20 protein-coding genes are annotated in these 24,497 nt (G+C 67.8%); 3 read left to right on the forward strand and 17 right to left on the reverse strand.

The genetic code is table 11. From position 1 onward, the window contains the following. From ABD260_RS04865 to ABD260_RS04875, 3 genes are all read right to left on the reverse strand, one after another. Positions 1 to 819 (reverse strand): hypothetical protein (locus tag ABD260_RS04865; protein ID WP_344232102.1); only part of this gene is annotated, 819 nt, incomplete at its 3' end. A gap of 40 nt (positions 820 to 859) precedes the next feature. After that, complete coding sequence (locus ABD260_RS04870) at positions 860 to 1,189, reverse strand: hypothetical protein (protein WP_344232103.1); 330 nt, start codon at positions 1,187 to 1,189, stop codon at positions 860 to 862. A gap of 123 nt (positions 1,190 to 1,312) precedes the next feature. Beyond that, complete coding sequence (locus tag ABD260_RS04875; protein WP_344232104.1) at positions 1,313 to 4,255, reverse strand: AfsR/SARP family transcriptional regulator; 2,943 nt, start codon at positions 4,253 to 4,255, stop codon at positions 1,313 to 1,315. A gap of 18 nt (positions 4,256 to 4,273) precedes the next feature. Between ABD260_RS04875 and ABD260_RS04880 the strand changes: the two genes are divergently transcribed. After that, a complete protein-coding gene (locus tag ABD260_RS04880; protein WP_344232105.1) occupies positions 4,274 to 5,092 on the forward strand; it encodes an AfsR/SARP family transcriptional regulator in 819 nt (272 codons plus the stop codon). On the opposite strand, the gene ABD260_RS04885 is transcribed toward ABD260_RS04880, so the two are convergent. From ABD260_RS04885 to ABD260_RS04940, 12 genes are all read right to left on the reverse strand, one after another. Then, positions 5,093 to 6,040: a hypothetical protein gene (locus tag ABD260_RS04885; protein WP_344232106.1), complete on the reverse strand. Its 948-nt coding sequence runs from the start codon at positions 6,038 to 6,040 to the stop codon at positions 5,093 to 5,095. Positions 6,041 to 6,120: 80 nt separating this feature from the next. Then, on the reverse strand, positions 6,121 to 6,606 hold the full coding sequence (locus ABD260_RS04890) for a hypothetical protein (protein WP_344232107.1): 486 nt from the start codon (positions 6,604 to 6,606) through the stop codon (positions 6,121 to 6,123). Between the two features lie 139 nt (positions 6,607 to 6,745). Further along, positions 6,746 to 7,954 carry an acyl-CoA dehydrogenase family protein gene (locus tag ABD260_RS04895; RefSeq protein WP_344232108.1) on the reverse strand — a complete coding sequence of 403 codons (1,209 nt, stop codon included), beginning with the start codon at positions 7,952 to 7,954 and terminating at the stop codon, positions 6,746 to 6,748. Continuing rightward, entirely contained in the window at positions 7,954 to 9,252 is a 1,299-nt protein-coding gene (locus ABD260_RS04900; protein ID WP_344232109.1) for an acyl-CoA dehydrogenase family protein, read from the reverse strand. Before ABD260_RS04900 ends, ABD260_RS04895 begins: the two co-directional genes overlap by 1 nt. Before the next feature lie 84 nt (positions 9,253 to 9,336). Next, positions 9,337 to 10,596, reverse strand: a complete 1,260-nt coding sequence (locus ABD260_RS04905; RefSeq protein WP_425553290.1) for an RNA polymerase sigma factor — start codon at positions 10,594 to 10,596, stop codon at positions 9,337 to 9,339. Then, on the reverse strand, positions 10,569 to 10,988 hold the full coding sequence (locus ABD260_RS04910; RefSeq protein ID WP_344232110.1) for a TIGR03668 family PPOX class F420-dependent oxidoreductase: 420 nt from the start codon (positions 10,986 to 10,988) through the stop codon (positions 10,569 to 10,571). Before ABD260_RS04910 ends, ABD260_RS04905 begins: the two co-directional genes overlap by 28 nt. A 125-nt stretch (positions 10,989 to 11,113) precedes the next feature. Next, entirely contained in the window at positions 11,114 to 12,706 is a 1,593-nt protein-coding gene (locus ABD260_RS04915; RefSeq protein WP_344232111.1) for a phytoene desaturase family protein, read from the reverse strand. 645 nt (positions 12,707 to 13,351) lie between these two features. Beyond that, entirely contained in the window at positions 13,352 to 14,179 is an 828-nt protein-coding gene (locus ABD260_RS04920; RefSeq protein ID WP_344232112.1) for an HpcH/HpaI aldolase/citrate lyase family protein, read from the reverse strand. A gap of 12 nt (positions 14,180 to 14,191) precedes the next feature. Next, on the reverse strand, positions 14,192 to 15,379 hold the full coding sequence (locus ABD260_RS04925; protein WP_344232113.1) for a CaiB/BaiF CoA transferase family protein: 1,188 nt from the start codon (positions 15,377 to 15,379) through the stop codon (positions 14,192 to 14,194). Beyond that, positions 15,376 to 17,364 carry an SUMF1/EgtB/PvdO family nonheme iron enzyme gene (locus ABD260_RS04930; protein ID WP_344232114.1) on the reverse strand — a complete coding sequence of 663 codons (1,989 nt, stop codon included), beginning with the start codon at positions 17,362 to 17,364 and terminating at the stop codon, positions 15,376 to 15,378. The genes ABD260_RS04925 and ABD260_RS04930 overlap by 4 nt, the downstream gene beginning before the upstream one ends. Beyond that, entirely contained in the window at positions 17,361 to 18,278 is a 918-nt protein-coding gene (locus ABD260_RS04935; protein WP_344232115.1) for a ribokinase, read from the reverse strand. Before ABD260_RS04935 ends, ABD260_RS04930 begins: the two co-directional genes overlap by 4 nt. Then, positions 18,268 to 19,566, reverse strand: coding sequence for an ADP-ribosylglycohydrolase family protein (locus ABD260_RS04940; RefSeq protein WP_344232116.1), 1,299 nt, complete (start codon positions 19,564 to 19,566; stop codon positions 18,268 to 18,270). Before ABD260_RS04940 ends, ABD260_RS04935 begins: the two co-directional genes overlap by 11 nt. A gap of 80 nt (positions 19,567 to 19,646) precedes the next feature. Between ABD260_RS04940 and ABD260_RS04945 the strand changes: the two genes are divergently transcribed. After that, on the forward strand, positions 19,647 to 21,206 hold the full coding sequence (locus ABD260_RS04945; RefSeq protein WP_344232117.1) for an alkaline phosphatase D family protein: 1,560 nt from the start codon (positions 19,647 to 19,649) through the stop codon (positions 21,204 to 21,206). Positions 21,207 to 21,254: 48 nt separating this feature from the next. Further along, positions 21,255 to 22,079, forward strand: a complete 825-nt coding sequence (locus ABD260_RS04950) for a hypothetical protein (RefSeq protein ID WP_344232118.1) — start codon at positions 21,255 to 21,257, stop codon at positions 22,077 to 22,079. A gap of 3 nt (positions 22,080 to 22,082) precedes the next feature. Here ABD260_RS04950 and ABD260_RS04955 read toward each other — a convergent pair whose 3' ends face one another. After that, positions 22,083 to 23,219: an ADP-ribosylglycohydrolase family protein gene (locus ABD260_RS04955; RefSeq protein ID WP_344232119.1), complete on the reverse strand. Its 1,137-nt coding sequence runs from the start codon at positions 23,217 to 23,219 to the stop codon at positions 22,083 to 22,085. Next, positions 23,216 to 24,496: an ABC transporter substrate-binding protein gene (locus ABD260_RS04960; RefSeq protein WP_344232120.1), complete on the reverse strand. Its 1,281-nt coding sequence runs from the start codon at positions 24,494 to 24,496 to the stop codon at positions 23,216 to 23,218. Before ABD260_RS04960 ends, ABD260_RS04955 begins: the two co-directional genes overlap by 4 nt. Between the last annotated feature and the right edge of the window lies 1 nt (position 24,497).

Raw genomic sequence — 24,497 nt, forward strand, 5'->3', positions numbered from 1 at the left:
CGACTTCGGCGTCGTCGGCGACCTGCACAAGGTCCTCCCAACCGCCACCGAAGAAATCACCAAACGCAAGTCCTGACCGCTCCAAACACCACGGTTGCGCGCCACCTTCGCTACCCCAGCCACACCGCACAGGAGACCGCGATCGCCGGCTACCCCCGCTGGAAGAACGAGCGGTCCGATCAAGTGGAGGTGGACTCCGGTAACGAATGACGTCCCACTGGGAAAGAAGCTGCCATGGGCCCAATCAACGGGCCGAGTTCGGCCGAAGGCGCTGTGGAACTTGCCCAGAACAGCGACCGGAAGCACAGCCGAGAGGAATGGCAGACTGCCGATCGAATGGCCGGCACGGAGCGCACTAGGAGTCGGCAGGGTCTCCTCGACCGCAATCGCACCGTAGACGGCCTCGGTACGGCTGGTGAGCCCTCGTAGGACCTCTGTCGCCCAGCCAGCCAACCTGTCCGCCGCCTTCCGGTCCTTCGACTTCCGAATCTCATCCGGCAAACCAAGCGCACCCGCGGACAACGAGATTGCCACCGGATGCGTCTCCCCCGCGGTCCCGAACAGGTGCTCCACGATCACCGTGCCGAGCCCCTTCGCGCGATATCCAGCCTTCAACGAGCGCGACACCGGGTCCCCGCCATGGACCACGGACTCGAAGTCCTCACGACGGAGTCGCACGATCGACCGCTCCTCCAAATCCTGGAGCATCCCGAACCGCAGTCCCCGCGGCGCAACCTCAACCACGCCCGACGGCACACACCCGACCTCACCCACTACATCACAGGCGCGTCCGAAGGCCAGCTCTTCGTCCTCGGCCACCCACACCGCAATCGTCAGATGCGGCGGCTCCGGGTAGAGGTCAATCACTTTCGAGATGGAGTTCGGTGCAAGGCTGCGTCGAGCAGTGTTCGCCGAGGTGATGGACGGCAGCCAGGAGCGCACGCTCCTGATCGTCGGTGGTGAGCTTCCGCTCCGTCTCCACCTCGTCGAGGAACTGGGGCATTTCCGCTGCGGTCAGGATCAGGTCGTCGTACGGATCGACCCGGCGCAGCATCGGGAGCTTGCTACGTTCGCAGATTCTGGCCAACACATCATCGGTGTCCGGCACAATATCCAGCTGAGCCAGCCGACGGCGCCTCGAACTCGTCCCTGGCCGGCTCACCTGTTTCAGCACGACATCTACGCCCATGATGACAACACCCTACCGAAGCTGCTCACGGTGCACCCGATGGGAACGTCGTGCGCGATCAGGTTCGCGAGCTAGGAAACCCTGCACACCTACGGCACACATCATCCCCATCACGAACGTCAGTTAGCCGAGGCGTTTGCGTACGGCGACGGCGTCGGGGTGTTGCAGGGCTTCGAGCTTGTGTACTGCGTGGATCCAGTTGTTTCTTGCTCGTTCCCGGTCGCCGTTCGAGGCGTAGGCATCGCCGACCTTGGCGATCCCCATCGCGGTGTAATACTGGTCGCCTTCGGCCTGATACAGGTCAGCAGCCCGTTGATAACAGGAGATCGCCCTCGGCGCGTCGCTCATTCGGAGATGAATGAAGCCGAGACTGTCCCAGACCGCAGCGATCTCCATCTGATCCCAAGCGCCTGCCTCCATGCGTTCGAGCGCGTAGCGGCAATGCTGTAAGGCCTCGTCGTACTGACCGAGCAGCGCATACTGGTAGCCGAGTTCGTGCGTCGCGACAACTTCGCCGAACTCGTCACCGACGAGCCGATACAGCTCAAGAGCACGCAAGCTGTAGGACTCCGCGAGGTCCTGACGGTCCCAGCTCGATGCAGCGTTGCCCAGGGTCTGACACGCAGATGCCTCGAGGTGATGATCGTTCAACTCGTGGCAGATGGCGATACACGCATTGCCGAGCTCGATGGACTTCTCGTAGTTGGTCAGGCGCCCGTGCGCACGCGCGCCGACCAGCAGCGCATTCGCCTCTGCCTCTCGGTCGTTCAGTCGTTGAGCTGCGCCAACAGCTACCGCTTGGATGTGCACCCAGTCGTGCCAGTGTTGCCATCGCCCACTACGGTTCAACGGGGTACGCAGGGCCGCGATCAGTTCCAGCGCACGGCGGTCGTGACCGGTCGCGACGGTCAGATCGACGATGCGCACCAGGACACGATGATTCTCCGCGAACCAATCGAGCGCGCGCTGCTTCTCGGTCAGAACAAGGACACGAACTCCCGCCGCTGCAGGCTCGGACAGTTCCAGAACCCGCTGCGGATTGATCACCAACGCGGCCGCGGTGCTGGTGTGTAGATGGTGGTCGACCAGTCGGACGATGGCGTCCTGTTTCTCCGCAACGGGCGTGACCTCCGCGGCGTACGCGCGGAGCAGATCATGCATGAAGAAGTGCCCAGGCCGCGAGCCCTCGATCAGGTGCGCTTCCTCGAGTTGCCGCAGAATGAGCCGGGCCCGTTGCACATCGGTGCCCAGAAGGCTCGCGGCGACGCCATGGCCGAACTCGGGGCCGGGATGCAGTGCGAGCAACCGGAACATCTTCGCAACCTCGTCAGGCATCGCACGGTACGACCACGAGAGCACCGCCCGCATGTCCGTGGCCGAGTCCGAGCCGGACAACACATCAAGTGCATGGCCGTCGTCGCGCAGCTCATCAGCAATGAGTTGCAGTCCGTACGGCGCCGATGCCGCCGCTCGGGCGGCGACAACAGCAAGCGCTAGCGGGAGCCCCGCCGTCGCCTCTGTGAGAGCCGGGACGACATCGCGCGAATCCCCGACGATGGCGTCTCCGAGGCGGCTCTCGAGGAGTTCCACCGACTGCGTCCGGGACAACCGGCTGACTACGACCGGACCGGCGCCCGCGACGATCAACGGCGTCAGCCGATCCCGGCTCGTGACGAGCGCGAACGAGTCGGTCGACCCGGGCAGCAGCGGCCGGACTTGCTGCGCGTCCCGAGCGTTGTCGAGGACGACCAGGACCTTCCGCTCCGAAAGCAGCGTTCGCAGGAGTGCCGATTGTGCCGGGACGCCGGCCGGCATCGACTGCGGTTCCACTCCGAGCGCGTCCAGCATCCATCGTGCGGCCTCGTCCGTTCCGACCGGCTCGGCGTTGGGCTCGAAACCGCGGAGGTTGACGAACATCTGTCCGCCAGGGAAGCGCGCCGCGACGCGTCGGGCCCAGGACACCGCCAGCGTTGTCTTGCCGACGCCTGCGGTGCCTGTGATCACCGCGGCACCGGTACTCGCATCCGCCAGCAGACGGTCGAGGTTCGCCAGTTCGCTCTCGCGTCCCACCACGATGCCGTGGTAGCCCGGCAACTGCTGTGGTACCGGGTGCCGCGCCCGATCTGTGTAGGTCTCCGCGCCGAGCAGGCGTTGGTAGCGCGACTGCAGTTCTGGCCCCGGGTCGACTCCGAGCTCATCGCTCAGGACAAGGCGCGCCCGCTCGTACTGTACGAGCGCCTCGGCCGGTCGGCCCGCTTCGGCCAACACATCGATCAAGCGACACCACAAGGTCTCCCGCAACGGAAAATCGCTGACGAGCCGCACCAGGGTCGGCAACTGCTGCGCACCGCGTCCCTGCTCCAGCGCAAGCTCAGTACGCAACTCGACAGCGTCGAGGTAGAGAGTGGTCAACCGTGGAGCCTCGTTGTTCCGCAGCCACTTCGAGTCCAGGTCAGCGAACGGCTCCCCTCGCCACAAGGCGAGCGCTGCATCGAGCTTGCCAGGCGCCTCGGCACGAGCTTCCAGTGCTTCGTGGGTCAGGCGCTCGAACCGGAGCGCATCAACAGCATCGAAGCCGACGGCAAGGCGATAGCCGCCAGGCTCGGTCAGCACGATCCCCTCGCCCACCCGGCTTCGCAGCCGCGACACGATGGTCTGCAGCGTCGCCAAAGGGCGCTCGGGGAGATCCCCGTCCCAGAGCGCGAACATCAACCTGTCCGTCGAGACGGTCGCACCCCCGGCCAGCGCGAGCACACACAGGACGACTCGGAGCCGTCCTGCGGGCAAGAACACCGGATGCCCCGCTGACGACATCATCATCGGACCAAGACATCCAATGGCAACCTGGCCGACCGCTGTCGCGCGTTCCTTGTCCAGAACGACCCCCTTCGACGCACCATGCGCGCCCGAAATCGAGTGATCGGCCATGCTAACTCGAACAATGCTGTCCGAGAAGCTCCTGAGTAGACCCACGGCGCCCGGTTTGAGACAGCAGTGTGAATGCGGAGTGAAAGCGCGCCTTGTGATCCTGCGGTTGTTCCTCGCCGAACCGCTCCAGCGCGACATCACCCTCGTGGAGGTCAGATGAACCTCGCAGCTCAGTTCACATTCCGCGTACTAGGGCCGCTCGAGGTACGGAATCACGCGCATCCGGTCGAGGTTGGTTCCGGGAAGCTCAGGCAACTGCTTGCGCTGTTGCTGATCGAGCCGAACCGGCCTCGTCGCCGTGATCTGCTGGTCGACCAGCTGTGGAGCGGCGCACCGCCGGCCTCGGCTGTAGCGACTCTGCAGTCATATATCTATCGGCTGCGCGGATTGCTGACGTCCGACGGCCGTTCACCGGTGGAGTCGCTGGCGGGCGGTTATCAGCTGGTAGTTCCTGCGCACAGCTTCGATCTGGCGCACTTCGAAGAGCTCGTTCGTACGGGCCGGAAAGCCCGCGAATCCGGCGCCACAGAGCGGGCGGCGGACACGTTGCGCCAGGCCCTCGATGTCTGGGCCGGCGAAGCGTTCGCCGGGGTCGACCTGGAAGTCGTCCAATCGCATGCCGCCGGCCTACAGAGCCGGCGCCTGCAGATCGTCGAGGAGTGTGTCACGGCCGAGCTGGTTTTGGGCCGGCAGAGTGACGTGATTCCTGAGCTCGAGAACCTGACCGGCGAACATCCGCTCCGAGAGAGCCTGTGGGCTCTTCTCCTACAGGCCCTGGCACGCAATGGCCGAGCAGCCGAAGCGCTGAGGCGCTACCGTGACTTGGAGCGGGTGCTCGACGACGAACTCGGGGTACGACCGGGGCCCCTGGTCAGCGGTGTTCGCGACCGCATCGTCGAAGGGGCCCCGGCGAGTGGAGATCTGCGCGAGCGACTCCGCTACCACCGATGTACACGACCTCATGAACGCCGATGATCAGCCGGCTCTGAGGAACTGCTTCGCAGTACGCACGCTCGAACTCAACGCTTCGCGATGCTGTCGCAACGCCGGACCATGATCGATCACCAGTTGGTGTTGCCGGGCGATTGTCACGGCAACCCACGTCTGCAGGAAACCCGACGTTCGTTTGCATCGGACGTCGACGAGTGCGGCGGCAACCTCGGCACGGCTGGGCTTGATGCCGGACTTCTTCTCCGCCGGCGACACAGCCTTCCGACCGAGCAGCCTCTGCTCTCCCCAATAGGCGTAAGGAGCCTCCACGGCGTTCTGATATCGGTAGCCCGCAGCATTCATGCAACGCTGCCACAACGACTCAGCCCGTTGAACCCGGGCGTCCGCTCTGGCGTTCTTCCAGGCCTCGCTGTCGAGCCTGGCTACCAGATCGTCGCCCAATGACGTGCGATCCTGCGCCAAGGCTCGACGTGCCGACCCGCCGCAACCGCCGGCCGGCAGCCCTTGCTCCTTCGCCGGCCGCCCGTCGGCAGTGGATCCGGTGACGATTGAGTGCAACCGGTTCCCCGGTGCGATCGGCGCCAGCCAGGCCGGGGCCAGCACCGATGGCTTGTCCAGGGAGTACGCCCAGGTCCGCGCCTCGACCGGGTCGGAGAGCCCGTACCGATCTCGGCGCGTCTTGTCGATCGCCTTCCCCAGCGGAGGCAGATCGAGGCCGAAGCGCAGCGTGCATCGGCGTACCAAACCATAGGTTGCTTGCTCCATCAAGCGCTGCTCCGCCGCGGTGAGGCGGTAACGATCGAGCGGGTAGGCGACCTGCCCGATATCGGCCGGTAACTGCCGCATTGTGATCGAGGGCCCGGCAGCCGCCTCCAGAGCTCGATCAGTTGACCCGGCCTCAGTCGCCGTGCAGGCAGCAGTTGCGCCGGCAAGCAGCATGACCGCAACGGCGGCCGGCCATCGATTCTCCAACCATCGCGACCTCATTCGTCTCCTTCCTGATCAGACAGCAGGCCGCAGATTTCTGCGGCCGGCCGCTGTGCTCTCCCCAGTCAGCAGACGCGGACCCACCAGGCCTTGTCATTTCCGTTCACGAGATTCACCGTGTGATGTTTGTTCTTCGTGTCGAACACCGGAGTGTTGTCGTTGTACCCCACGAGGTACGCCCCACCTGTCTGTTCATCCCAGTACGAGCTCACACCGTTGTTGTTCGGATTTCCGGGATCAAGCCACGAAGGGATGTCCGCGGGTCCGCACTTGGCGTAGTGAGCGCTCCATCCGACCGCGTTGTGGTGGGCGTAGAGACACACAGTGCCCGTTGGCGGGTTGATGTTGCAGTACCTGCCAGGCGGGGATTCCAGAACACCCGCGTCCAGGTTCGCCGGCTGATGTTGCGCCTGCTGTTCCGCCGACCGGGATTGCGTCTGCTGTCCCGCGGAAGTCGAGGTCTGTTCAGGTCCGCCGGCGTTGGCTGTGACGGGCAGTACCGTCGTAGCGGCCAGCGCGGCGAGACCGACCATCAATCTGACGAGTCGCATGTAATTCCTCCGAGTGATGCGAGTGGTTTGCGTAGACGACTCTGCAACCACGCACTGGAGAAATTCTGGCGAGACACTGGAACATTCTTGGAACGGTGGCCGCAGGCAAGGTCCCCGCCCCAGCCAGCAACTGGTAAGGCTATTTCAGCTCGGCTGACGTCTTGCCCAGTAGGCGGCGGGCGACGATTAGTTGTTGGATTTGTTGGGTGCCTTCGAAGATGTCGAGGATTTTGGTGTCTCGGGACCATTTTTCCAGGAGGTGGTGTTCGGAGTAGCCGAGGGAGCTGGTTAGTTCTACGCAGGTGAGGGTGATGGTGTTGGCGGTGCGGCCGGCTTTGGCTTTGGCGATTGAGGCTTGGAGGGAGTTGGGGTGGCCGTTGTCGGCGAGCCAGGCGGCCTGGAGGGTTAGGAGGTAGGCGGCTTCCCAGTCGGCTTCCAGGGTTTGGTACGTGGCGGCGGCTGCGGGTTGGTGGTGGAGGGGGCGGTCGTAATCGATTTCGATGCCGGCCTCGGAGAGCAGGTCGCGGGTTAGTTCGAGGGCGGCTCGGGCGCAGCCGACTGCCATTGCGGCTACCAGAGGGCGGGTGTTGTCGAAGGTTTGCATGACCCCCGCGAAGCCCATTTCGGTGTTGATTTCCGCGGAGCCGAGGAGGTTTTCGGTGGGGACTCGGCAGTTTTCCAGGCGGATGGTTGCCGTGTCGGAGGCCCGGATTCCCAGTTTGTGTTCCAGGCGTTCTACCGTCAGGCCGGGAGTGTCTTTGAGAACTACGAAGGACTTGATGGCGGCGCGGCCGAGGGTTTTGTCCAGGGTTGCCCAGACGACCACCGCGTCGGCGCGGTCGCCGGCCGTGACGAAGATCTTTTCGCCGTTCAGGACGTAGGCGTCGCCGTCGAGGCGGGCGGTGGTGCGGATGCTCGCGGAATCAGAGCCGCACTCGGGTTCGGTGATCGCCATCGCGGCCCACAGACCGTCGAAGCGGCGGAGTTGTTCGTCGGATGCGACGGACGCGATCGCCGAGTTGCCCAGGCCCTGCCGCGGCATCGACAGCAGCAGGCCGACGTCGCCCCAGCACATTTCCATGATCGACAGCACCGACGACAGGTTCGACCCGTTGACCACGCCGGCCTCGGCGGCGGCAGCACGGCGTACGCCCGAGGCCCCGGCGCCGGAACCGTTGCCGGAGGCACCCAATCCGTCGACCATCGCGGCCAGCATGTCGAGCTCGATCGGGTACTCGTGTTCGGCCAGGTCGTACCGGCGGGAGTTCGGTCGCAGCATCTCCGCCGCGACCTGATGCGCCTGGTTCACGAAAGCACGGAACTTCCGTGGAGTTTCGAGGTTGATCATCAGACCAGCACCGCGCCTTCCATCACACCGATCGCGCGCAGGTCGCGGTACCAGCGTTCGACCGGATGCTCCTTCACGAAACCGTGGCCGCCAAGGAGTTGTACGCCATCCGTACCGATCTGCATGCCCTTGTCGGTGCACAACCGTCGCGCCAGCGCCACCTCGCGCGCGAACTGCAATCCTTGGGAAGCACGCGATCCGGCCCGGTACGTGACCAGCTTCATGCCCTCGAGCTCGATCCCGATGTTCGCGACCATGAACGCCACGGATTGCCGATGACTGATCGGTTCGCCGAACGCGTGCCGCGAGTTCACGTACGGCGTCACGTAATCGAGCACCGCCCGCGACGTACCAAGTGCGAGCGCGCACCACCCGAGGCGCGACAGCCGCACGCACTCGGCATAGTCCTCGACCATACCGAGCGGTGCCGCCGGTACGTCGGTCAGAATCACCCGGCTCAGCGAAGCCGCGCGCAGCCCCATCGACGGCTCAGCCTCGATCGTCACGCCCGGATGGTCGGCCTCTATCAGGAACAGCGCCGGCCCGGCGTCGGTCTGCGCGCCGATCACGAACAGCTCCGCCTCGGCGCCACGCGGGACCAGCGACTTCACGCCGTTGAGCAGCCCGCCGGTGTAGCGCGTCTTCAGTTCGTACGGATCGAACACCGCTCGTGGTTCCACCAACGCGAGCGCGGCCGCTGGTACGGACTCGCCGGTGAACGCCGGCAGGTACGTCGCCTGCTGTGTCTCATCGCCCCACAAGGAGATCGCCGTACTGACCGCGGACGGTGCGAGACATGCGACCGCCTGGCCCATGTCGCCGTACGCAAGCGCCTCCGCAACGAGTACGCCTGTCATCGCGGACCGCTCCGTGACGATGCCGCCGAGCTCTTCTGGTACCTCCAGCAGGCTCAACCCGAGCTCGGCGGACGAATCCAGCACGGTGCGCTCGGTCGCGCAGGCCGTATCCGCGGCTGAGGCGGCCGGGCGCAGCACCTCGGTCGCGAACTCGCGGACGACGCCGACCATCAGCTCCTGGTCCTCGGTCGGGGTCAGGTCGAAGTGCCCGCTCCCCCGCGCAGCCGGCAGGCGGGACGGCGCGGCCTGTTTCGATACCGCGGTGAACCGCCGCGAAAGCGCTCCCGCCGTCCGGAATCCGGTCTTGGTCGCCTCGAAAACCATCCGTTCGGCCGGTTTTCGCAGTCCGAACCGGTCGATCGTCCGCGATCGCGCCAGCTTGTTCAGCCAGGCGACGCCGAAGCCGATCGCGTCCCGGCGGGTGCGCTGCTGAAGGCTCATACCGGCAACTGTAAACCGAAGTTACAACTCAGGTCACGCTTAGCCGTGGAAAACCCACCTGCCCCGGCGAGACGGCACAGCGGCTCAGTCCGCGATCGCGGCCGCCTTCGCCTGCAGGTAGCGCTGCTCCGGGAGGCTGGTCGTCCGGCGGGCAGCCGCGAGATAGTGCTCATGCGCCTTGGTCAGCTCGCCCGCCCGCTCGTACAGGTGCGCGCGGACGGCGTCCAGGCGGTGCGTCTCGGTGATCAACTTGTCGTCCTCGAGCGTCGCCAGCAGGTCCAGCCCGGCCTGCGGCCCCTCGACCTGCGCGAGCGCGATCGCCCGGTTCAGCGTCACCATCGGGTTCGGCGCGAGCTTGTCCAGGACCAGGTACAAGGACAGGATCTGCCGCCAGTCCGTCTCGTCCGCGCTCGGCGCCTCGGCATGTACGGCGGCGATCGCGGCCTGCAGTTGGTACGACCCGACGGTGCCTTTTTGCAGCGTACGCAGAATCAGGTCGGCGCCCTCGGTGATCTGCGCGCGATCCCACAACGATCGGTCCTGCTCATCGATCGGCACCAGCCCGCCATCCGCGGTCGTCCGCGCGGCGCGCCGCGAATCGGTCAGCAACATCAACGCCAGCAGGCCCGCGACCTCGCCGTCGTCGGGCAGCGCCGCCCGCAGCATCCGCGCCAGCCGGATCGCCTCCGCCGTCAGCTCGACCCGCTGCAACGCCTCCCCCGAGCTCGCCGTGTACCCCTCGTTGAAGATCAAATACAGCACCTGCAGTACGACCCGCAACCGCTCCGCGCGCTCGGGCTCCGGCGGCATCACGAACCGGCTTCCGGCCGCCTTGATGCTCTTCTTCGCCCGGCTGATCCGTGGCGCCATCGTTGCCTCCGGCACCATGAACGCCCGCGCGATCTCGGCCGTGGTGAGACCGCCGACTGCCCGTAACGTCAACGCCACTTGAGAGGCCGGGGTCACCGCGGGATGGCAACACAGGAAGAGCAAAGTCAACGTATCGTCCGCATCCGGCGGCTCGTCGGCATCGGCGCCCGGGGCAACCAACTCCTCCGGGCCCGCCATTGCCGCGACCGAATCCTCCCGCCGCCGGCGCGCGCTGTCGCTCCGGAACGCATCGGTCAGCCGCCGCGTCGCCACCGTGATCAGCCAGCCCCGCGGATTCGCCGGCACGCCGTCGATCGGCCACTGCGTCGCCGCCGCCAGCAGAGCCTCCTGCACGGCGTCCTCGCACAGATCGAACTGCCCGTACCGCCGCGTCAAGAATCCCAGCACCTGCGGCGCCAGTTCGCGCATCAACTCATCGACCTGCGTCACGTGACCTCCCCCTGGTACGCCCATCCCGACCACCGGTCAGCCCGGATCACAATCACCGGACCACGCGGCGGATCTGCCTCGTACTGCGGGTACTTCGCGCTCAACAACTCGATCGCCGCCGCGTCGTACGGCACCACCCGCGCGACACCGTCGACGCGTACCCACCACAGATGAGTCCAGTCCTCGTCGTACTCGTCGACCAGCACCGCGACCTGGTCGTGCGCCGAAATGTTCCGCAGCCGCTGCAGCGCGGTCGTCGTCTTCGGCTTCTGATCGATCGCGATGAACAGTTCGTCGCCGTGCACCGCGTACGTGACCGGGACGAGATGCGGGCGCAGGTCGGCGGCAACGGTCGCCAACCGCCCAACCCGGGCCGCCGCCACCCGCGCCCGGCACTCGGCCTCGTCGAGTCTCACCCTCCGACCCTAGCCGCCCGGTCCCTAAGGACAGGTAGTAGTAGCACTCCGGTGCCGCGGCTGAGCGTGGCGCCGGTCTCCCGAACGGTGTTCCGGGAGACCACCTCCTGTTCTTAGCGCGCCGATCAGCGTTGGAGGTGGCGGAGGGCCGCGGTGGGGAAGGTGCGGGTGAGCGGGCCGAGGACGGACGCGTCGCGGAGGGCGGTGCGGGCGGCGAGATGGCCGCAGGCGCCGTGGACGCCGCCGCCGGGGTGGATCGCGGAGCTGCCCAAGTACAGGCCGTTGACGAAAGTACGCGCGCTGCCGAGGCCGATCGTCGGGCGGAAGACCAGCTGCTGGTGGAGTTGCATCGTGCCACCACCGAGCGCGCCGAAGCCCAGCGCGGCGTTGCCGGACTCCAGCGCGGACGGGCGCTGCAGGTCGCGGGCGATGATCAGGTCGCCGAAGCCCGGGGCGAATCGTTCAATGGTGCGTTCCATCCGGCCGGCCAGCTTCTCCGCGGACGCGTCATCGGCGATCCCGCGCGGCAGGTGCGCGTACGCCCAGACCGCCTCGGTGCCTTCCGGCGAGCGGGACGGGTCCGACTTGGTGGTCTGGCCGATCAGCAGGAACGGCTGGGACGGTACGCGGCCGGTGTCGAGATCGGCGGAGAGGTGGACGAGGTCGTCGGCCGTTCCGCCCAGGTGTACGACGCCTGCCGAGCGTGCTTCTTCCGAAATCCACGGGATCGGGCCGCTGAGCCGGAAGTTCAGCTTGACCGTTGGATAGTCCCACTCGAAGCGCTCGTCCAGATCTCGCCGCAGGCCCGCCGGAACAAGGGCCTCGGGCAACAATTCGCCGTACAAGGCCGGTGCGGAGGTGTCGGCGATGACGGCTCGCTCGACCGCGACGGTCTCCCCCGAGGCGGTACGAACCGCCGTCGCCCGGCCGGCTGACACCTCGATGCCCGTGACCGGCATGCCCGGCACCATCAGCGCACCCGCACGTTCGGCACGGCGTACGAGCGCGCCGGAGAATGCGGACGATCCGCCGGCGGCGACCGGGTACCCGACGTCCTGGGCGAGCATCGCGAGCAGCCAGCCCATCGTGCCGCTGACACTGCCCGAGAGCGGCGCGTCGGCGTGCAGCGCGTTCCCGGCCAGGATCGCCGGTCCGTGGCGCCCGTCGAACAGCTCCAGGCCCATCCGGTGCATCGGCATCGCCATGAAGCGCGCGAACCGCAGCAGTTCACCCGCCGAGCCGAGCTTCCGCGCGAGTCGTACGCCGGGTGCGATCGGTGGCCAGGTGGTGAGCAGTGCCTTCAGCAAGGGCTCGCGGATCGACACGTACTGCTGATACAGCCGCAACCACGCTTCGCCGTCGCCGGGGTGCTCAGCGCCGAGTGACTTCGCGGTGTCCTCTGGGTCCGGGTGGATCGCGGCGGATGCGCCGTTCTCGTCCAGGAGGTGTACGAGTGGGAGTGGCGCGTTCGCCCATTTCAGCCCGAACTTCTCCAGCTCGAGCGCACGGATCACCGGTGAGGCGACCCCGAGCGGGTAGTTCGAACTGAAACGATCGCTGATCCAGCCACCGTCCTCGGTCGACCGGACCGCACCGCCGAAATCGTCGGCGGCCTCCAGAACCAGGACGTCCCAGCCGGCGTCGGCGAGCGTGCTCGCACTCACCAGCCCGTTCGGCCCGGCCCCGATCACAACGGCATCAACACTGCGCGGCAGCATGCCTACGACCTTAGCTCCGCCCCACCCGAGCACCACCCCGGCACCCCGTCAACCACCATCATTTCGGAGGTCAACCCCGCCGTTACCCGTTCACCCACCCTACGCGCGCGCCAGGCCCGACCCCGACCGCACTTTGGGAGGCCACCACCCGTCCTGAGCGCCAATTTCTACACGGTGGCTACCCAGAGCACCGTGCGAAGGGACAAGCGCAGAGGCAAACCCCAGAACTGACCGCTCCCGCGGGGCGGTGGGACGGCCGAGCCGGCGGCCGGCGGGCCATAGGCGGTACGCGGCAGGCGGCGCGCAGCGGGCAGCGCTCGGTAGGCGATGCGCGGTAGGTCGTGCACGGCGGGAGATGGGCCGTGGGCGGTGGGTGATGCGGCGGCGGGTGGGCAGCGGGCCGCGGGTAGTGCGGCGGCAGGTGTCGGGTGGTGCGGCGGCGGGCCGCCGGTGGTAGGCGGTGGGCGGTGGGTGGCGAGCGGTGGGTGGCGGGGCGACGGGCCGCGGGTGACGGGTGGTGCGGCGGCACGTGGTTGGGCTGCCCGGTGGCGGGGCGGCAGGCGGTGGGGTGACGGGCACCGGGTGGTGCGGCGGCGGGTGCTGGGCTGCAGGTGGTGGGGCCGCGGGTGGTGGCGCGGTGGGGGGTCAGTGGGGGCGGGGGGTGGTTTGGTGGTGGAGGGTGGTTATTTCTTGGGCTCGGCCGAGCATGGCGGGGTCTATCATTCGGCCGTTGGGGAGGACTATGACGCCGCCGGTGGTGACGCCGGCCTGTTCGGCGGCGGCGAGGAGGGCCTTGGCTTCGGCTGTTTCGGTGGCGGTGGGGGTGAACGCTTCGACGATGGTGCTCAGCTGGCGCGGGTGGATCGCGGTGCGGCCGACGAAACCGAGCCGGCGACCCTCGAGCGACGTACGAAGCAACCCGGGCTGATCGTCGACATGTGGGTACACCGACATCATCGGTGCACCCAGCCCGGCCGCCCGCGAAGCCGAAACCAGCCGTCCGCGCGACCACGCCAGCCCCTCCGCCCCGTCAACACCCAGCGCGCTGGACAGATCCGCCTCGCCGAGCGCGATCGCCTCCACTCGCGGATCGGCGGTCGCGATCTCGTACGCCCGCTCCACGCCCAGCGGCGACTCGAGCAGCGCGGTGATCCTTGCCGACGGCACCTTGTCCAGTACGGCCTGGACATCGGCCGCGCTTTCCACCTTCGGCACCCGGATCCGCACCGAAGGCACGGATGAGATCGCCGCCAGATCGTCCTCGATCCACGGCGAGCTCAGCGCGTTCACCCGGATCTGCACCGGACCGTGCGCGTTCGCCGCGATCCAGGCCACCGCCCAGCCGCGCGCCTCGGCCTTGTCGGCGACCGGGACCGCGTCCTCCAGGTCGAACACCACCAGATCCGGGCCCGCGGCAACAGCTTTCGCGAACCGGTCCGGCCGGTTGGCCGGAACGTACAGTGCGGTCAGCACTCACACCACCCCTTAGACGACTCCGGCAGCCCGCAGCGCCGCGAGCTGGTCCGGCGTCACGCCGATCTCGGCCAGCACCTCAGCTGTGTTCGCGCCGTGCGGCCGGCCGGCCCACTTGATCGAACCCGGCGACTCGGACAGCCGGAACAACACGTTCTGCATCTCGACCGGTCCGCCGAGCTCGTCGTCGTCCACGCTGACGATCGTCCCGAGCGCCGCGTACTGCGGATCGCTGACGATGCCGCGGATGTCATGCACCGGACCGACCGCCGCCTCGGCTTTCTCGAACTCGGCCATCACGTCGGCCAGCGGGCGCAAAGCGATCCACGAACCGACGGCCTCGTCCAGCTCGTCGGCGTGCTCGGCCCGCTCCCGCCCGGTCGCGAACCACGGCTGCGCGACCAGATCCGCCCGGCCGACCAGCGTCACCACCCGCTCGGCGATGCTCTGCGAACTCGTCGACACAGCCACCCAGCGGCCGTCCAGCGTCTTGTACACGTTCCGCGGGGCGTTGTTCGACGACCGGTTCCCGAGCCGCGGCTGCACGTACCCGGTCTGCTGGTACGCCGTGATGCCACCGCCCAGCATCATCAGGATCGGCTCGATGATCGCCATGTCGATCACCTGGCCTTCGCCGGACCGATCCCGCTCGCGCAACGCGACCAGCACGGCGTACGCGGTGGCGAGCGCGGTGATGCCATCGGCCAGCCCGAACGGAGGCAGCGTCGGCGGACCGTCCGGCTCACCGGTGACGGCTGCGAACCCGCTCATCGCCTCCGCCAGCGATCCGAACCCGGGCCGCCGCGACCACGGACCGACCTGGCCGAACGCGGTCACCCGCGCGATCACCAACCGCGGATTGGCCGCCAGCAGCACGTCCGGCCCGAGTCCCCACCGCTCCAACGTGCCCGGCCGGAAGTTCTCGACCAGCACATCGTTTTCGCGGACCAGCGAGAGGAACACGTCCCGCCCGCGAGACAGGTCCAGCGTGGCGAGCCGCTTGTTCCGGCCGAGGGTCTTGAACCACAGCCCGACGCCGTCCTTGGACGCGCCATGTGTACGCGCGGCGTCCGGACGGGACGGGTGCTCGATCTTCGTGACGTCGGCACCGAAGTCGCCGAGGAAGGTGGCTGCCAGCGGTCCCGCGAACAGCGTCGCCGCCTCCAGCACCTTCACACCGTCAAGCGCGGCAGGTCTCATCCCGCGCACCTGAAGCCGATGTTCTCCGACCGGTCCAGTCCGCCACCGGTCAGTACCAGCTTGAAGCTGACCTCCGGCTCTTGCGGTCCGCCGTCGGCGTACCAGTCGGAACCCTGTGCGACGTAGTGCGAGCCGCCCTTCAGGATGCAGAACCGGCTGCGACCGTCACGGTGCTCGCTCTCGGTCAGGTTCCACACCAGGGGTTCGAGCCGGCCGAAGCCGTCCACTCCGGCCGCGACCTGCCACTCGTCCTCGGTCGGCAGCCGCCCACCACGCCACTCCGCGTACGCACGGGCGTCCGCCAGGTCGACGTACGTCACCGGCTGATCCTCGGTCCCGGGCACCGGAGCGCCGTCGACCCAGTGCTTCAGGAACCGGTTCGCCACCAGCGGCTGGTACCCGGTCGCGCTCAGGAACTCCGCGTACTCCGCGTTGGTCACCTCCGCGACCGCCACCGAGATCGCGGGCAACGAAACCTCGCGCGTCAGCGTCTGGAGGTCGTGCAGCCGAGGCGGCAGCGGCTTCCATTCCTCCACGTACGGCGCGGTGTCGTACAGCCCGGTCTCGCGCCGCCGATGGCGAACTGTCAGCGTCCGCTCCCCCGCCGGTACGTCGACTGTCCGGCCCAGCTCAGCCGCGCCGGAAAGCGCAGGCACGGTCACCCGCTCGGCCGGCCGCATCGGGAACGCGGAATCGGCAACATGCGGCCGCGGCAGCGTGCCCAACCGGCGCGCCGTCGCCCGGCAAGACTCACCGGCCGTCGCGCCGACCCGGACGATCCCAGCCACACCACGGCCGGGCACGACCAGGTGTACGCCGTCGTCGTCCGCTGTGATCGGAACACCGGACGTCACGTCGTACCAGTCGCCGACCTGATCTTCCGAGCGCAGCACGATGCCGTCGAAATCCTCGTCCGCACGGTTCACCAGCGTCCAGAAGGTGATGTCCGCCAAGTCGAACCGGGAGGCGTACACACCGTGCTCGCGCGCCTTCTCCGGGATCTCCGGCGTCAGCTGAATCCAGTCGCCGTTGATCAGCACCGGCGCGAACGCACGTTGCGCGGTCACCATCCGGCGCAGCGTCGCGCGGTCGCGGGCGTTCCAGCCGACCCACGCCGAGAACACCGACTCCCAGACCAGCAGGCCGACGCCGTTCACCCACGCGGACTGCAGCTCGTCGCTGTGGTCGCGGTTCCAGCGGCGGGTGTGGTGCATCATGTGCCGGCGCTCGAACAGGTGCGCGCGCAGCACACCGGGCGCGCGGGTGTCGGCGAACCACTGCGCCCAGGACAGCGCGTGATCGCTGATCCTTGCCATCGGCAACCGTGATTCGCCCTCCAGCGCGATCGCCGGATTCGCCTGCCGGATCGCCCGGGTGAGTGCCGGGTCGCCCTCCTTCAGGGTGTCCAGGAACACGCCGTCGACCGCGTAGTCACTGACCAGCGCGGCGAACTCCTCGGGGTCCGAACCGGCCGCGCGACGAGTCCCGACGTCCCACGGGTTGTAGTCGAAGAACACCTTCAGGCCGAGCCGGTGCAGGTCGTCGACCAGCTCCCGCAGCCCGGGCACGTCCCGGTAGAAGTCGAACTGGTTCCGGTCGTCGATCCCGATCACCGGGTACGCGTGCCAGAGCACGATCGCGTCATGCCCACCGAACTCGGCGACACCGTGCCGGACGAACTTCTCCGGCGTGAACTTCCCGGTCTCGACGTCGTACAGCAGGTCGTCCCAGAGCCAGACCAGCGCCACCGAGTACGCGGTCTGGGTCCATTCGCGGCCCGGTTCGTCGTAGTGCGAGCCGTCGTACCGGGTCCGTTCGAAGGCGCCGTACCGCCACTCGGCGAGCCGGGCCCGCCAGCGCGGCAGCTCGGCCGGGTCCTCCGGTGCACCGAGGATCTTGGCGTCGTCCAGGACGGACAGATCTGCCCCGGGCCCAAGGTCGACCGTCGCCGGAAGGTCGATGGGCCGGGGTTCGAGCGGATTCACAGGTATACCTCCGCATAACGCGCGTCGACTGCATCCCCGTGCGGCACCGAGGGAATCGCCCCCGCCACCTGAACACTCAATGAAGCAGCAACGTTAGCGCGTCGGACCGCGTTCGTCAGGTCGGCTGCCGTGATCGAGTCGTTAGCTGACGCGTTAGCCAGAGCACCGGCCAGTGTCGCCGCCAGCACCCCGCAGAACGTATCGCCCGCAGCCGTCGTGTCGACGACGTCGACCGGCACTCCGGGCACCGCGATCTCGGCCGCGTCCCGGGTCAGGATCACCGCGCCGGCCCCGCCGAGGGTGACGACCGCGGCCGGCACCTTCGCCAGCAGCGCGGACCGGTCCGGACCAGCGATCGCCTCGGCCTCGGTCTCGTTCACCACCAGCAGATCGACCTCGGCCAGCAACTCGTCCGCGAGCTCGGCCGCCGGCGCCGCGTTCAGGATGAAGTACGTGGACGCCGCGGCCGCCGCCTGCACAACCGGGAACGGGATCTCCAACTGGGAAAGGACGACTTTCGCCGCGCCGATCGCGGTCAGCGACTCCGGCGACAACGTCAGCTCACCGTTCGCCCCGGGCGCCACGACGATCGAGTTCTCACCGCTTTCCTCGACCGTGATGATCGCCGTACCGGTCGGGGTCTTGCTCTTGGTCGCCAGCGAGAGATCGACTCCCGAACCACCAAGGGCCTCCCGCAACAAGTCGCCGCCCTCGTCGGCACCGAGCGCGACGACCATCGCCGTCCGCGCCCCGGCCCGTGCCGCCGCGACCGCCTGGTTCGCGCCCTTGCCACCCGGACCACGGCTCAGCTCCCCGGCCAGCACGGTCTCCCCCGGCCGCGGAATACGCTGCACCGGCAGCACCAGATCCACATTCGCGCTGCCGACCACCACAACCTCGATATCAGGCTCCACCCCGGGCCACCTCCACAGTCCTGCGCGCCAGCTCGTCGATCGCGATCTGGTCCATTCCCGGCAGGCTCGTGGCCATCCGGTTGTCCAGCGGTGCGGACCACTCTGCCGGAACCCCACGGGTGGCACCAAACACCGCCCCGACGGTCGCACCGGCCGAGTCCGTGTCCCAGCCGCCCATCACCGCACGGCCGACCGCACCGGCAAAATCAGGAGCAGTCAGCGCGTACGCGGTCAGTGCGCTGTTGTTCACGGAGTGCACCCAATGGAGATCGCCGTACTCGGCGTGCAACGCGTCCAGCGCCTCGTCAAGGCCGGCGTCCGCGAGGGTCAGACCGAAACGCACCGCCCGCGCGATCGCTCCTTGCGGATCGATCACGTCCAGACCGGCAATTGCGGCCTTGACCGGATCGTCGACGACCAGCGCGGCAGCGGACATCGCGGCCACCCAGAGTGCACCGTCGACACCGGCACCGGTGTGACTCAAGCGCGCGTCGACCAGCGCGATCCGCGCCGCGGCGGTGCGGTCGCCCGGATGCGCCCAGCCGTACGCATCGGTCCTGATCTGCGCGCCGATCCACTCCCGGAACGGGTTCCCGACGACCGCGGCCCGGGCCGGCTCGACGCCTTCGAGAAGGTTGCGGTAGGCAACACGCTCGGCGGTGAACACGCGCCCGGCCGGCAGATCGTTCAGCCAGGTCTGCGCCACATCCTCGGTGCTGAGCTCCGGCCCGAACCGCTCCATCATCACCAGCGCGAGGATCGCGAAGTTGAGATCGTCGTCCTCGGGCATCCCGTCGATGACCTCACGCAAGCTGGTCGGTTTCGACCGCCGGTTCCACGGCCAGCGCTGCTGCACCTCGTCCGGTACGCCGACCGCGGTGATGTACTGCGCCAACGGCCACTGCCCGGAACTGGTCAGGATCTCGCGAATGCCGGCGCGCGGAATCTTCTCCACCGGCTTGCCGAGCAAGTTGCCCGCGGCGCGACCGAGCCACGCGTTCAGCGTCCGCTGCTCTAGCTCGACGGGCGCACCGAGCGACGGCAGCTCGGGGATCTCCGGCGCATGCCACTCCGCGGTGCGTGCGTCGAGTACGTCGAGCAGCTCTCGGGCAAGTGCCCGCAACGCCGGTGCGGCCGGCTCACTGGAGGCGCCGGACACCGGAGCGTCCGTCGTACCCCCTGCCGCCAGCCAGCGAGCCTGGACGTCGGTGACGTCCACACCCTCGGACCGGGCCTGGACCAGTTGGTGCGGGAGGAGGTCCTCCGGTTGCACCCAGGTCATTCTCATCGCTGCTCTTCCTTCCCTTGTTGCGCCAGGCGAAACGCGTGCCTGGTTCGTTCTGTCAGCGCGGACCGATACTCACACTCATGGTCAACCGCCGCAGTTTTCTGACCGCAACCGGCGCCGCCGCCGCGCTCGCTCTCACCGGAAACCTCCCCGACCTCGCCAATGCAGTAGGAATACCGCATCGCACCGACAAAAGGCCGTTGTTCACTCTCGGGGTCGCATCCGGCGACCCGCTGCCGGACGCCGTGGTGATCTGGACCCGGCTCGTACCAGGTCCGCTCGAACCGTTCGGCGGCATGGACGACCGCGCTGTCGCCGTGCAGTGGGAGGTCGCAGAAGACGAGACGTTTCGCCGCGTCGTCCGTCGCGGCACCGCGCAGGCGCGCCCCGAGTACGCGCACACCGTGCACGTCGACGTCCGCGGGCTTCAACCGTGGCGGCACTACTTCTACCGTTTCCGCGCGGCCGGGCAGATCAGTCCGGTCGGGCGTACGCGCACCGCGCCGGCACTGTCCGACGAACCCGCGATGACGATGGCCGTAGCGTCTTGCCAGGCCTTCTACGACGGGTTCTACACCGCGTACCAGGATGTGGCTCGGCGCGATCACGACGTGGTGCTCTTTCTCGGCGACTACATCTACGAGGTCGGTGTCGGCCCGGCCGCGGGCGTACGCAACCAGCAGGTGCCGGTCGACTTCGCGGGCGAGATCTTCACGCTCGACGAGTACCGGGCGCGGTACGCGTTGCACAAGACCGATCCCGATTTGCAGGCAGCGCATGCGGCCGCGCCGTGGATCGTGACGCTCGACGACCATGAAGTGGAAGGCAACTGGGCCGGGTACGTGTCCGAGGACGGGCTGCCCTACGACGAGTTCCTGGTCCGCCGCGCCAACGGCTTCCGCGCGTACTGGGAGCACATGCCGCTGCGTCTCGATCAGCGCCCCGACGGTCCGTCGATCCGGTTGCATCGGCATCTCCGGTACGGGCGTACGGCTGATCTGAGCATTCTGGATACGCGACAGTTCCGCGACGATCAGACCAGTACGGGCGGGTGGTTGCCGCCGGATGAGGTATCCGCCGATCCGGCTCGCACTATCACGGGCGACGCACAGGAGCGGTGGTTGCTGGACACGCTGGGCCGGTCGACCAGTCGGTGGAACGTTGTCGCGCAACAGGTCGCGATGGCGCAACTCGATCGAAAGACCGGGCCGGAGCTCGAACTCCCGATGGACACCTGGAACGGGTATACCGCGTCCCGGGACCGGGTTTTGTCGGGCGTACGCGATCGGGGCGTACGGAACTTTGTCGTACTGACTGGTGATTTGCATCGCAGCGTGGCGTCGGATTTGCGGGTGAACTTCGCCGATCCGAGTACGCCGGTGATCGGAAGCGAGTTTGTCACCACGTCGATTTCGTCCGGGAAGGACGGGGTCAACGTCGACAGCACCGGGCGGGCCTTGCTGGCGGAGAATCCGCATGTCAAGTTCCAGAACGTGCAGCGCGGGTATTTGAGCTGCCGGCTGGATCGGACCCAGTGGACGTCGCAGTTCCGCATCGTCGACCGCGTCACCACACCCGGCGGTACGGCGTCCACGCGCGCCACCTTGGTCGTCGAGAACAACCGCCCCGGCATCGTCTGACCCCATCGCGACGTCGCTCGCCCCGATCTCATCAGAACGGATCCGATCATGCTCCGACGCTCGGCTGCTCTCCTCGCGGTGCCGCTCGCTCTCGTCGTGCCGGCTGTTTCTGTTGCCAGCAGCAACAACCAGATCGAGCTCAGCGCCACCCCACAACCCGTCGAGGTCGTCCCACTCCCCTGCTTCCCGTCCGGCAAGCTCTCCCTCGGCATGACCAACACCGGCCGCAAATCCACGGTCGCAGACATGCGCATAGCCGCCGACCCGGCCCTCACCATCTCCCGTCACCAGTTCTCCAGCTACCTCCCGGTCAACCAGCTGGTGAAGGCGCCGCTCGAGATCACCGTCCCCCGCGGCACCGCACCGGCCACTCACACGGTAACTCTGAGCGCCGACAAGAAGCAGCTGAAGGTTCCGGTCATCGTCAAACCGGTGCCGGCGCGCGACAACCTGCTCCTCGGCGAGCAGGCCGTCGCGTCCTCGACCAACGGCAACATGCGGCTCTGTGGCGGCGTCGACGGCAACGCCGATTCCGCTCAGTGGGGCGCGAGCGGCTGGCACGACAACACGAAGGGCGTGTTCCCCGACACGTACGGCGTCGGCTTCGTCCAGCCGACCACCGTCGGCCGGGTCGTCCTGCAAACCCTCGACTCGGCCAAGTATCCGGCTGCAGTGATGGGCATCCGCGACTTCGACGTTCAGGTCCGCACCGGTGCCCAACGGACGACGGTCGGCGAGGTCCGCGGCAACGAAACCGGCCGCGTGACCGTCACCTTCACGCCGGTCGCGGTGGACGCGATCCAGCTCGTCATCCACGACTCCAACGATCACGGGTACTCCCGGATCGTCGAAGTCGAGGCGTGGCACAACTGACATTCAGACCAGTGCATCCAGGGCGGCCGTACGCTCCGCCCAGCGCGCAGCGTCGGCCGTACGGATGTCCTTGGCCACCGACGCCATCACCCGGCCCGGCTGTTCCAGGTCGGTCTTGCTGGCGTCGGCGATCTCACCGGCCCACTCGTCCGGTACGCCGGCCCGGCCGCTCAACGCACCGGTGATCGCGCCGGCCATCGACGCGATCGAGTCCGCGTCGCGCCCGTAGTTCGTACCTCCCAGCACGGCCCGCCGGACATCTCCCTCGGCGACCAGTACGAACCCGAGCGCGACCGGAAGTTCCTCGATCGCCTTGGTACGGCTCGGCCGGCGCGCGTCCATGGACAGCTCCCGGTAGTTCGGGCCGACCGTGTCGTACGGCTCGATCGCCTTCCGGAGTACCGGAATGGCCTGCTCCCAGTCGGTCACGCCCTGGGCCGCTTCGGCCACCGCCTCGACGGCCCTCCGAGTGCCGTCCTTGGCCAGGCCGAGGGCCGCGCCGACCGCGGACGCGGGGGTCGCGCCCGGGATCATCGCGGCGGCGACGGCGGCCGCGAACACGCCGGCCGCCTCCCGCCCGTAGCTCGACTGGTGCGCGCCGGCGACGTCCAGCGCCTCGGCGTACGCCCCTTCGGGATCGCCCGCGTTGGCGATCCCGACCGGCGCCATGTACATCGCCGCACCGCAGTTGACGATGTTGCCGACGCCCGCCTCACGCGGATCGACGTGGCCGTAGTGCAGCCGCGCGACGAGCCACTTCTCGGCCAGGAACACCCGCTGCAGCAGCAGGGCGTCGGCCTCGAGTTCGGGCACCCAGCGAGGACCGTTCAGCATCTTCGGGACCAGCGATTCGGCCACCGCGTACGCATCCAGGTGCGCGCGCCGCTCGTCGTACACCTCGACGAGCGCGTGCGTCATCAAGGTGTCGTCGGTGATGTGGCCGTCGCCCTTGTGGTACGGCGCGATCGGGCGCGCCGTCCGCCAGTTCTCGTACCACGGGCCGACGATGCCGGTCACCCAGCCGCCGTGCCGTTCCCGGATCGCCTCCGGGGTCCAGCCCTCGACGGCCCCACCGATCGCGTCACCGACCGCGGAGCCGACGAGGACGCCGGTCGCCTTCTCTTCGAGCAAGGACGTCACTGGTTGACCTGACCCCATCCGTCGCTCAGTTTCTTGCCCAGGGCCGCGAGGTCGGTCTTGTTCGCCAGGAACTCCTGGAACGCCGGCGTCGCGATCTGGTCCTTCCACTTCGGGTAGTTCTGCACGCTCTGGAACGGCGCCTTCGTCAACTCCGTGCCGGAGGCAAGCGTCTGCTGCCAGCCGTTCTTGCCACCGGTGGCCTTCTGGATCGCGTCGCGGGCGCCCTGCGTGGTCGGGATCAGCCAGTCACCCTGCCCGACCGCGGCCAGGTTCTCGGCCTTCATGAAGTAGTCGATGAACTTCGCCGACTGCTCGATGTGCTTGCCCTCGGCCGGTACCGACAGGGTCTGCGGGTTCGCGGCCTGCTTGGTGCTGGTGCCCTTCAGCGGCGGCAGCACCTCCCACTGGAAGCCCTTCGGCGCCTCTTCGGCGATCTGCTGCGCGACATAGTTGCCGGCCACGATCATTCCGTACTTGCCCGCGTAGAACCCGGGCAGGACGTCCGAGCCGCTCTGCGTCAGCGAGGTCGGGTCGATCGACTTGTCCGTGTACGCCATCGCGTGGATGCGCTTCGGTACCTCGAGCTCGGCGTCGCCGATGACCGCCTTCGCGTCCTGACCGGTGCCGTCGAAGAACTTCGCGTCGTAGTTCAGGCCCAGGTTCAGCATCGTCGCGGTCGGGCTCTTCAGGCCCCAGCCGAGACCGTACTTGCCGCCCGCGGTCAGCTTCTTGGCGTCCGCGGCCAGGTCGTCCCAGCTGAGCGAGTCACCGGTCGCGGTGATCCCGGCCTGCTTGAGCAGGTTCGAGTTCGCGAACACCACGTACGACTGGAGCAGGGTCGGCGCGGCGTACACCTTGCCGTCCTTGGAGACCGTGTCCCAGACGCCCTGCGAGACGGCGTCCTTGGTCTCCTGGCTCAGGTACTTCGAGATGTCCGCGAGGTACCCCTGGTTGATGAACCCGGTGATGTCGGCGGACTCGTCGTGGATGATGTCCGGCGCGGTACCGCCCTGGAACTGCGTGACCAGCTGGTCGTGCACCGAGTCCCAGCTGCCCTGCACGTACTCGACCTGGATGTTCGGGTTCGCCGCGTTCCAGTCGGCGACGATCTTCTTGGTCGCCGCGACCGTGGTCTTCTGGAAGGCCAGGCTCTGGAACTTGAGCGTCACCTTCTCGTTCGACCCGGAACCCGAGCCGCTGTCGTTGCTGTTGCCCCCGCACGCCGCGAGCGTCACCAGGGCGCCCGCCGCGAGCAACGCGGTCAATACCTTCTTCATT

The sequence above is a fragment of the Kribbella hippodromi genome (assembly GCF_039531045.1).
Taxonomy (GTDB): Bacteria; Actinomycetota; Actinomycetes; order Propionibacteriales; family Kribbellaceae; genus Kribbella; species Kribbella hippodromi.

Excerpts from the sequence above, each read along its gene's own strand:
- ABD260_RS04960 (WP_344232120.1), bottom strand. The coding sequence starts at position 24,496 with ATGAAGAAGGTATTGACCGCGTTGCTCGCGGCGGGCGCCCTGGTGACG.
- ABD260_RS04945 (WP_344232117.1), top strand. The coding sequence starts at position 19,647 with ATGGTCAACCGCCGCAGTTTTCTGACCGCAACCGGCGCCGCCGCCGCG.
- ABD260_RS04890 (WP_344232107.1), bottom strand. The coding sequence starts at position 6,606 with ATGCGACTCGTCAGATTGATGGTCGGTCTCGCCGCGCTGGCCGCTACG.
- ABD260_RS04875 (WP_344232104.1), bottom strand. The coding sequence starts at position 4,255 with ATGTCGCGCTGGAGCGGTTCGGCGAGGAACAACCGCAGGATCACAAGG.
- ABD260_RS04900 (WP_344232109.1), bottom strand. The coding sequence starts at position 9,252 with ATGAGCCTTCAGCAGCGCACCCGCCGGGACGCGATCGGCTTCGGCGTC.
- ABD260_RS04870 (WP_344232103.1), bottom strand. The coding sequence starts at position 1,189 with ATGGGCGTAGATGTCGTGCTGAAACAGGTGAGCCGGCCAGGGACGAGT.
- ABD260_RS04880 (WP_344232105.1), top strand. The coding sequence starts at position 4,274 with ATGAACCTCGCAGCTCAGTTCACATTCCGCGTACTAGGGCCGCTCGAG.
- ABD260_RS04940 (WP_344232116.1), bottom strand. The coding sequence starts at position 19,566 with ATGAGAATGACCTGGGTGCAACCGGAGGACCTCCTCCCGCACCAACTG.
- ABD260_RS04905 (WP_425553290.1), bottom strand. The coding sequence starts at position 10,596 with ATGGGCGTACCAGGGGGAGGTCACGTGACGCAGGTCGATGAGTTGATG.
- ABD260_RS04915 (WP_344232111.1), bottom strand. The coding sequence starts at position 12,706 with ATGCTGCCGCGCAGTGTTGATGCCGTTGTGATCGGGGCCGGGCCGAAC.
- ABD260_RS04950 (WP_344232118.1), top strand. The coding sequence starts at position 21,255 with ATGCTCCGACGCTCGGCTGCTCTCCTCGCGGTGCCGCTCGCTCTCGTC.
- ABD260_RS04895 (WP_344232108.1), bottom strand. The coding sequence starts at position 7,954 with ATGATCAACCTCGAAACTCCACGGAAGTTCCGTGCTTTCGTGAACCAG.
- ABD260_RS04925 (WP_344232113.1), bottom strand. The coding sequence starts at position 15,379 with ATGAGACCTGCCGCGCTTGACGGTGTGAAGGTGCTGGAGGCGGCGACG.